This is a genomic window from Bacteroides sp. 11BF (assembly GCF_019633765.1).
Classification (GTDB): domain Bacteria; phylum Bacteroidota; class Bacteroidia; order Bacteroidales; family Bacteroidaceae; genus Bacteroides; species Bacteroides hominis.
In genome coordinates, this window is record NZ_JAFKPJ010000038.1 from 1 (window position 1) to 9,987 (window position 9,987).

Annotated in this window: 4 protein-coding genes; 2 read left to right on the plus strand and 2 right to left on the minus strand. The window is 38.9% G+C overall.

Features of this window, described 5'->3' with window-relative positions:
- The first annotated feature begins 61 nt into the window (after positions 1-61).
- Both JZY04_RS20460 and nanU read left to right on the plus strand, forming a co-directional pair.
- Positions 62-3,331: a TonB-dependent receptor gene (locus JZY04_RS20460; protein ID WP_005776513.1), complete on the plus strand. Its 3,270-nt coding sequence runs from the start codon at positions 62-64 to the stop codon at positions 3,329-3,331.
- 28 nt (positions 3,332-3,359) lie between these two features.
- A complete protein-coding gene (gene nanU / locus JZY04_RS20465) occupies positions 3,360-4,931 on the plus strand; it encodes a SusD family outer membrane lipoprotein NanU (RefSeq protein WP_122142354.1) in 1,572 nt (523 codons plus the stop codon).
- A gap of 208 nt (positions 4,932-5,139) precedes the next feature.
- On the opposite strand, the gene JZY04_RS20470 is transcribed toward nanU, so the two are convergent.
- Both JZY04_RS20470 and JZY04_RS20475 read right to left on the minus strand, forming a co-directional pair.
- Positions 5,140-6,702: a RagB/SusD family nutrient uptake outer membrane protein gene (locus JZY04_RS20470; RefSeq protein WP_122142355.1), complete on the minus strand. Its 1,563-nt coding sequence runs from the start codon at positions 6,700-6,702 to the stop codon at positions 5,140-5,142.
- A 17-nt stretch (positions 6,703-6,719) separates the two neighbouring features.
- On the minus strand, positions 6,720-9,987 hold a 3,268-nt coding region (locus tag JZY04_RS20475; protein WP_255584467.1), incomplete at its 5' end, for a TonB-dependent receptor.

Genomic DNA, 9,987 nt, shown 5'->3' on the forward strand with positions numbered 1-9,987 from the left:
CCGATAGAACTTAGTAAAAGCAATTATAATTATCTTTATTATTAACTAAAAAGCAATACTTATGAAGAAAACCATCTTCTTGATTTTGTGCTTATTATGCTCTATAGGAGCTATAGCTCAAACAAAATCCATCACAGGTGTGGTTACAGATGGTACCGGTGAATCTGTCATCGGTGCAAGTGTCGTTGAGGTAGGTACAACCAATGGTACAATCACTAACCTTGACGGCAAGTTCTCATTAACGATAGCTACTGGCGCTAAATTCACAGTTAGCTATATTGGTTACAAACCTCAAACAATTACTGTTAGCGCTGCAAACACTTACAATGTAGTACTGAAAGAAGATACAGAGGTATTAGATGAAGTGGTGATTACAGGATACGGTGGCTCACAAAAACGTGCAACTTTAACTACTGCTATTTCAAAGCTTGATAATTCTGTACTTAAAAATGCGGCTTTCAGTAATGCAGGACAGTCTTTACAAGGCTCTGTTACAGGTCTTCGTGTTGTTAACAAAACGGGGCAACCTGGTAGTGAACCGGATATTACATTGCGTGGAGGTGCTACTATTACAGGCGACAACAGCAAAGCTCTTATTGTAGTCGATGGTATTGTTCGCAATAGCATGAGTGATATTAATCCCTCTGATATTGAATCTATTCAGGTTTTGAAAGATGCCGCTTCAACAGCTATTTATGGTGCACGTGCCAATGGTGGTGTTATTTTGGTTGAGACTAAAAGTGGAAAAGAAGGAAAAGCATCTGTTAATTACAAATTTAAAATGGGTGTGAACTTCGCTCGTAAAGGCTATGATTTTTGCGATGCACACGATTATATTTATTATAACCGTATGGGCTACAAAAGAACCGGACGTACCAATGTCGATACACAAATGGGATATGGTATTGGAAATAACTTATTTGATATCCGCTATTTGACAGACGAAAATGCTAATCTGAAAAATGAAGGTTGGTCTTCTATGGCAGATCCATTTTATGATGGAAAAACGATCTTGTATAAAGACTACTCTGGTGAATTGGACGATGTGGTGTTTAACAACAGTGCTTTAACTCAAGATCATTATGTGAACATTACAGGTGGTAATGATAAAGGGACTTTTTCTGCAAGTTTAGGCTACTATAAAGAAGATGGTCAGATTAGAGGTACTGGTTACGAGCGCTTCAATGGTGCATTGAACGGTTCTTATAAAGTATTTCCTTTCCTGACAGTAAAGGCTAATGCGACTTACTCTTGGTCAACTCAACCGGAACTTTGGATCGGCCAATATGAATTTTTCTACCGTACACGTTCTCAACGTCCGACATGGAATCCTTGGAATGAAGATGGAACTCCGGCCTCCGGTTTCGGTACAGGAGACGGTAATCCCGATTATTACAGAGATAAGTTGACGAGCGAGAACAGCACTAATAAATCAACCTACAGTGTTGGATTTGCCCTTGACATTTTACCTAAAAAATTAGTGTTAAATGGAAATGCTTCACTTTATCGTTATGACTGGCAGAGAGAGAAGTTTAATAAATCTTATCAAGCTCAATCTTCTGCAACTCCTGATAATACACGTCAGGCTGAGGCTTATGTTCAGAAATACAATCAAATTCAGTTGAACGGAACACTGACATACACAGATACTTTTGCTGAAAAACACAATCTGGAAGCAATGGTAGGAACTGAATACTTCACCTATGATCAGTTCGATTTTGAGGCCAAAACCCAAAACTCTCCAACTGACGATATTCCTACCTTGAATGCTGGTTCTACAAGGACTTATACTTCTACAACTAAAACAGCATACCGTATTCTATCAGGGTTTGGCCGTATCAATTATAACTATGACATGAGATATTTAATTTCATTTGTTGCTCGTTATGATGGTATTTCAAAACTGAAAGATAACCGTTGGGGATTTTTCCCTGGTGTATCTGTGGGTTGGAATATCATGGAAGAGAATTTCTGGAAGGATTCTAAAGTCTCAGAAGTTATTTCTAACTTGAAACCTCGTCTTAGCTATGGTGTAAATGGAAATGTAAATGGTATCGGAAATTTCGATGTATATGGTGCTTACTCTCAAGTAGGTGCAAAGACATACGGAGGTTCAACCGCATTCTACAACTCAGGCTTGGTAAACACCGGATTACGCTGGGAACAAAGTCAGTCATTTGAAGCTGGTCTGGACATCGGATTCTTAAACAATCGGTTAAGTTTCATTCTTGACTACTACAACCGTACTACTAAAGACTTGTTAACTAAACAAGCACTTCCGGGATATACAGGCTTTACAGAGATCATGACTAATATGGGAACTCTGCGTAACTATGGTTTCGAAATGGAAGTAAGAGCCAACATTCTGAATAACCCGAAAGGATTGACATGGGATGTTACAGCCAATCTGTCTTCTGTAGCAAACAAAATTGTGAAATTACCTTATAACGGCAATGAAAATAACCGTGTAGGTGGCTATGAAGTGGCAACCGGACGCAAAAAAGCCGATGGAACTCCTGAAACAAAATGGATTGCCGGCCGTCAGGAAGGTGGTAAACTGGGAGAATTGGTTGCTTACAAACAAAATCATATATTCAAAGATTGGGATGACGTGAAAAAGTATGCCAATAACCGCATCGACGAGGTAGCCAACTTATATGGTCCCGGACTTGCAGCCCAATATGCCGGAAAAGAAGGATGGCAACCGATCGAACCGGGTGATGTTTGTTGGGAAGATATCAATGGCGATGGTGTAATCAATGGATATGACCGTCAAGTAGTAGGAAATATATTTCCCAAAATTACTGGTGGATTCTCTACTACATTGGGTTATAAAAACCTCTCTTTATATGCTCGTTTCGATTACGCTTTAGGACATACCATTTATAATGATCTCGCAGCACGTTCTTTGGGACAGTATCAAGGTTCATTCAATATTATTAAAGAAGTAAAAAAGACATGGAGTGAGACCAATACTGATACAGATTTACCTGCATTCTATTACGCAGACCAGTTAAGCAAGAAAAATATTACACGTTCAAATAACGGTAATACAGCTATTGATAATAACAGTTCACGCTTCTATGAAAAGGGTGATTATCTGGCTTTGCGTGAATTGACATTAAATTATAATCTGCCTAAAGCATGGATCAGTAAAGTTGGTATGACAGATGCATCAGTCTATGTAACAGGACAGAACTTATTCTATATCACCGGATACACGGGTGTTTCTCCTGAACCGGCTGTAGATACAACTTATGGTCGTGGAATAGATAACGGACGTTATCCAACTCCGAGAACAGTTTTATTCGGTTTGTCAGTGACATTCTAAATTATATATGATTAATACAAATAGCATTATGAAGAAAATATTTACATATATGTTAGCAGGGCTTTCTCTCCTGCTGTTTTCAAGATGTGATGCACTGGATATTGAACCTACCAGTTCTATTGCGGATAGTAATTACTGGAAGACTGAAGCTCAGTTCAGTACCTTTAATGTAGGTTTGCATGCATTACTTAGAGAATGTAGTTTTAATTTTTTCTTATTAGGTGAGCCTCGTGCGGACATTTATGGAGACGTTCCCTTTGGAGGAGAAGCCACTCAAGGTATGGAACGCTTGCCTTTCAATACGATAAATAAGGAGAACACAGGGATAACCAACTTTGCAGGAATGTACAAAGTGATCAATCAGATCAATTTGATGATCGCTAAAACCAAAGAAACGACTGTACTTCCCGAAGCTACTAAAAACTATTATTTAGGTGAAGCTTATGGTATGCGGGCATATCTTTATTTTCATTTATTGCGTTCTTGGGGAGATGTTATTCTCTATCTGGATTATACGAATGGAGCCTCTTTAGACTTAAGCAACCTCTCAAAAGCAGCCTCTCCTGCAGAAGATGTGATGAAACAAATCAAAGAAGATATCATTGCTTCTGAAAAGGCATTCGGCAGTGATTACTCTTTCAAATTCGGCAGATATTACTGGTCAATGGCCGCAACACAAATGCTGAAAGGTGAAGTTTATTTATGGAGTGGGCGTCAAATGGGTGGCGGCACAACAGATTATACTACAGCCAAAACAGCTTTACAATCAATTATCAGTAATGTAAATGTCAGCTTGCAGGATGATTTCTCAAAAGTATTTGCTTACAATAATAAAGATAATGCCGAAATTATTTTCTCTATACGTAATGCAAAAGATGAGTATAACATGTGGGACGATAGATTTAGACAAAACTTAGTACCACAGCAGGCATACATGACTGCAACTTACTGTAATAAAGAAGGAATTTCATTTAAAGATTTGCCTGAAGGACAACTTAACGGTTTGATTCGTCTGCAGATAAGATACGATTTGTATAATAAGGCATTCCGTGATGGAGATACCCGTAAGGACGCTTCCATGACAGCTGTTTACCAAAAGCAAGAAGATGGCACAATTAAATATATTGCTCCTTTCTGCAATAAGTATCAGGGAGTCCTGTTGGACGGAGCTTCACAGCGCAGTTTTTTGAATGATTACCCCATTTATCGATATGCAGACTGCCTGTTATTACTTGCTGAAGCAAAAGCGCTGTTGGGAGAAGATCCGGCAGCTGAGATCAATCAAGTTCGTGAACGTGCTTATGGGAAAGAGTTCTTTGAGTTAAACAAAGCTACGCTATCTTATCCGAATGATAAAGGAGACTTCTATACGGATAATAAATACATGTCCGGTGATGAAGATCCTTTGGAAGCCATTTTGAAAGAGCGCATGCGTGAATTTATGTTTGAAGGGAAACGCTGGTATGATTTAAGATTATTGGGTGCAGACTATGTGACAAAGCGCACTTCTGCCGTTGCCACCCGCCTATTATGGCCGATTAATGAAAGTGTATTGACAGACAATCCGGCGTTAAAACAGACTCCGGGATATGAAAATTGATTAGTTAATATAACGGGGAATGTCTGATTGGACATTCCCCGCTTTTATTTTGTTCTCCTCCATCTGCATATATAAAAAATCGGCTCTATGATTGGCGAATAAGGAGTAATGTGTATATGGCAATGAAAAAAGAGAAGCTGTCTCAATAATAACCGAGACAGCTTCTACATTCAATAAATAATCGTATTTAAAACCTATTGATTAAGTTTTATTTTTCATATCCAGGTGTCTGTTTCAGCAACGGATTGACACTCATAATGTCAACATCAATAGGCCATAACAACTTGTATTCCTCACTTGGGTCCAAAAGAGGTTTATCCGAAGGATAATTTGCAGTAGCAGAGAAAGCAAGAGATTTGCCATTAGCATCATGCATACGTACTACATCAAACCACCGCTTACCTTCCCAAACAAACTCTTTATCACGTTCCTGGAGGATGGCCAATTCATTCTCTGCATAATTTCCTTCCGTATATTTATTAGCCTCATAATTGGAGCCATATGCACGTTCACGCACTTCATTAATATAACCTGCACAAGGATTTCCTAAACCATTTTCTATTTCAGCCATCATCAATAAAGCATCGGCATAACGGTAAACAATCACATCGGTATCATAAATACGATTGTTGTTCGAGTTGATAGAACCAATAGCCTTAAGCATAACACAACCAAAGCCTTCTTTATTCTTTTGGGTATAATATTCTAAGAATGTTGCATCACGACGAGTGTCTTTATCGCTATAGCTTTTCCAGAAATCTTCAGTATATTCATGGCGAAATACACCTCCGGTACCCTTCAAATTTAATGTATCCGTTTCAATCTTATTATCATCACGGTCATATACCTGTCCAATGAATACTGCCTCTTGATAGAGGAACATGCCTCCCCAGTTTGTAGCTTCGCCATCAGCAAAATGTAAGGTGAAAATAACTTCTGCATTATTACGGTTAGCTGTACTAAATACATCGCTGAATTTGTTTAATAGCTGAAATTTGCCTATCACTCCATTCAGAGCTGTTTTGGCAGTTTCTAAATCCGATCTTCCAGAAGCTGTATAGCCATTTATAGAAACTTTAGCAGCCCACATATAGATTTCTGCTTTCAACATCAGAGTGGCAGCTTTAGACCACATTGTCTTATCATACTTATTGGTCACTTCTTCTGTACCAAAATAGTTTTCAGATTTACCGATATCCTCTTTTATGAAGGCCATAGTGGCCTCGGGTGTAGCACGTTCGACATAAAATTTATCCGCAGTCACTTTGCCATCCAGCAACTCGACTGTTGTAACAATAGGTACCCCGCCGTAAGTTTTATAAAGCATAAAATAATAAAGAGCTCTTAAACCATATGCTTGTCCTAAATAGGCTTTTCTGTCTGCCTCACTTAAAAAATCACATTCATTCTCAACTTTTTGAATGAAATGATTAACTTGCATAATCGGGCTATATAATCCAAACCAGTTGCTGAATCCCGGATTATCCTGGCTTAAAGTATTGGTACGCAATATGGCATAGTCCAAACTGGTGTTTTGTGAAGAACTACCAACGCGCTGTGTACCACCGCGCAATTCTCCCAAACAATAAAACATATTATAGTTACCTCTCAATTGAGAGTGCATGCCATTCATAAACCCTTCCACCTGGGCTTTATTATTCCAGTAGTTGCCGCTTCCGAAATAGTCTTCCGGAGCGAGATCCAATGCATCGCATGAAGTGTAAAGCACAGACGACACAAATAAGGAAATGATATATATTATCTTTTTCATAATTTGTCTTTTTATATTTAGAAAGAAACATTAATACCAAAAATCACTGTACGAGGTAATGGATATCCTCCATTATTATCTGCTTTTTCCGGTGAGAATAGGTGTTTTGCTTCTGTCAAATAGCCTAAGTTCTGACCTGTAATAGAAAGTTCCACATTGCTCAATTTAGCCTTCTGCGCCCATACAGATGGTAATTTATAGGATAGTGAGAGTTCACGCAATGCCAAGTAGTTTCCATTATAGGCAAACATGGATGAGCTACGGCAATAATTACGTTTACCCAATTGATCGGCCCATACATAAGTTGGATATTTAGCATTCGGATTTTCTGGGGTCCATGTATTTTTGGTCTCCTCAATGGTATTATAAGTACCTTGAGCACATGCCATGATCCACATTGTTTTCCAATCCACTGCGGTGAATCCCAATGCATAGTCGAAACGTGCAGACAAGGTAAGGTCCTTCCAGCTTACAGTAGTATTGATACCTCCTGTCCATTTAGGAACAGTATTCCCAATTTTCACCATGTCATAATTATCAATAACTCCATCACCATTTACATCTTTCCATTTCACGTCACCCGGCTGAATCGGAAGGGCATTGGCTTTTTGAGAATCTGTTAATTTATTGTAACCTTCTGTTCCACCATAAAGAGGACGGCCACTTGAACCGTTATTACCTGTTGTCAAGTCAATCAAGTTAGTCGGGATTTCGTCTTGAGATTTATAAAGTCCTTCTGCCACAAACATGTATAGATCGCCCGGACGTTGACCTTCCTGATATCCACCAACCCACATTTTTTCATCTCCGTTTCCAGTATAAACCTGATAAGCACTTTGACGATTTCTTTCAAGTCCATTGTCCGGCAAAGAAACAACCTTGTTTTTGTTCAAAGCACCATTCCAGTTCAAGTTCCACTTCCAGTCTTTGGAATCAATGATCCGGAATCCTAATTCAAATTCAAATCCTTGATTCTGGAACTCACCATTGTTTGAAGTAACAGAACTTACACCTGAAGTAGACGGTACTGTGATATTAGCATATTTATCACTAGTCAAACGGTTGTAATATGTCAAGTTAGCATTGATGCGATTTTCCAGAAAGCCCATATCCAAACCAATTTCAAAGGTTCTTGATTTTTCCCACATCAGATATGGGTTAGGAATGCTGCTTAACAAGAAACCGGTTGAACCATTATAGCGATTACTGCCATAAGCTCCCTGAACTGTATAGTTTCCAACAAAGTTCTTGTTTACATTACCATTTAAACCAAAGCTGGCACGTAATTTACCGAATGAAAGAATAGATGCTGTGCTTTCCATAAATTCTTCTTTACTGAACACCCAACCCGCTGATACACCCGGAAATACTCCCCAACGGTTTTCTTTAGCGAGTTTTGAATATCCGTCACGTCTTAAAACCAAAGAAAGCAGATACTTAGATTGGTAGTCATAGTTGACACGTCCAAAGAATGACATAATACGTTGACGAGAGTGTGAAGAGTCTATAGAACGCATTCCTTCCTCTTTTGAGGTGTATTCCAAATCCATAAAATCATCAGTGGGAGCTCCGGAACCAGAAGCACTGAATCCCTTGCCGTATGAATCATAGTATTCAAAACCAACCATTGCATCCAAGAAGTTGTCCTTATTGATCTGATAATTATAGTTCAATACGGCATTATATGTTTGGTCTAAAGTACGGCTATATGAAGCAGAGGTGGCGTGAGATGTAATCAAGTTACCCGGAGAGCTCAAATAGTCTTTATTAAAAGCTTCTGTTTTTTCTTCGGAATAATACCAAATGGCTCCTAATTTCAATGAGAGACCTTTCATGAAATCAATTGTGAAAGATTGATTCATCGTAAACTTATCCGTATTATTATCACGAACGAATTGCTTAAAATTGTATTGTTGGTTACCATCACCGGAGTTCGGTCCTAATAGCATATCTCCATCTGCATTATAACCACGGAAAGTAGGAGGTAATGAAAGACAGCGTGAGAAATAGTTAGCCTCAGCTGTTTGCGATGCAGGAAGTCCGTTCCAGGTCGCATCTGCAAAATTGAAACTTGAATTAGAAGTTAACCATTCCTTAAGTTTATAATCAGCATTAAAAGTAAAAGTAATTCGTTGATACCAGTTACCTACTGCTGTACCCTCACTCTTATTGTAGCCCAAGCCGGCATAATAACTTCCTTTATCATTACCACCGCTTACGCTTAAGTTATAATCCTGAGAGAATGAAGGTGTATTTATATTAAAATCGGCAATGTCTGTGTTTTTATAAATAATTTTATCTCCATATACCGGGTCAATCATAGTCTGCCATCCTTGATTGAGCAGAAAAGATAGATTGTCTGAATAGATCATCGGACTCCAAATAGCAGAACTTGTTTTATTTCCGTCTAATGGCGTTACACCATCCTTATCAAAATATAAATTACCTGTTCCATAAGGAGTTGCAGTAGTCAATCCGCTTAGTGAAGACCATCCTTTCACATTAGCACCGTCCGGGTGTTTCATGTCTCCAACGTACGCATTCATATAAGCAGTACGCATCCAATAAAGGTAATCACCGGCATTCATAAAGTTATAAGAATCCTTGAAGTAGTTCAAGCCAAACTTTGCTTTTAGATTTACCTCTGCTCTACCCGCCTTACCACGTTTTGTTGTTACAAGTACTACACCATCATTAGCACGTGCACCGTAAATAGCAGTTGCACCGGCATCTTTCAACACCTCCATCGATTCAATATCATCCGGATTAATATCACTCAGCGAAGAGCGTACCTGACCGTCAATTAAGATCAGTGGAGAACCGGAACCATCAAAGTTCGTACCACCACGGAGTACTAAAGTTGGAGCACTACCCGGATTACCCGAAGTCTGACTTACTGACAAACCTGCTACAGCACCAGAAAGAGCTTGAGCCGGATTAGTAAACATACCTTGTTTTAAAGTTTCCTCTTTTACTTTGGCAATGGAGTTAGTCACTTTAGAACGCAATTGTTTACCGCCATAACCTGTTACGACTACTTCATCCAGCATTTCAGAATCTTCCTTCAACTTAATATTAAAAGAATTTCTGCCCTTTACATCGATCGTTTGAGGCTGATAACCAACATAAGAGACTTTGATCTTTCCGTTGGGATCGACCATTAATGTAAACTTGCCGTCAATGTCGGTAATTACACCATTGGTAGTGCCGACCTCAACAACACTTGCTCCGATGACTGTTTCACCGGTAGCATCCGTAACCACACCTGTGATTGATTTCTTTTGC

Bases quoted from the DNA above. Each gene is read 5' to 3' on its own strand.
- JZY04_RS20460 (WP_005776513.1), top strand. From the start codon at position 62: ATGAAGAAAACCATCTTCTTGATTTTGTGCTTATTATGCTCTATAGGA.
- nanU (WP_122142354.1), top strand. From the start codon at position 3,360: ATGAAGAAAATATTTACATATATGTTAGCAGGGCTTTCTCTCCTGCTG.
- JZY04_RS20470 (WP_122142355.1), bottom strand. From the start codon at position 6,702: ATGAAAAAGATAATATATATCATTTCCTTATTTGTGTCGTCTGTGCTT.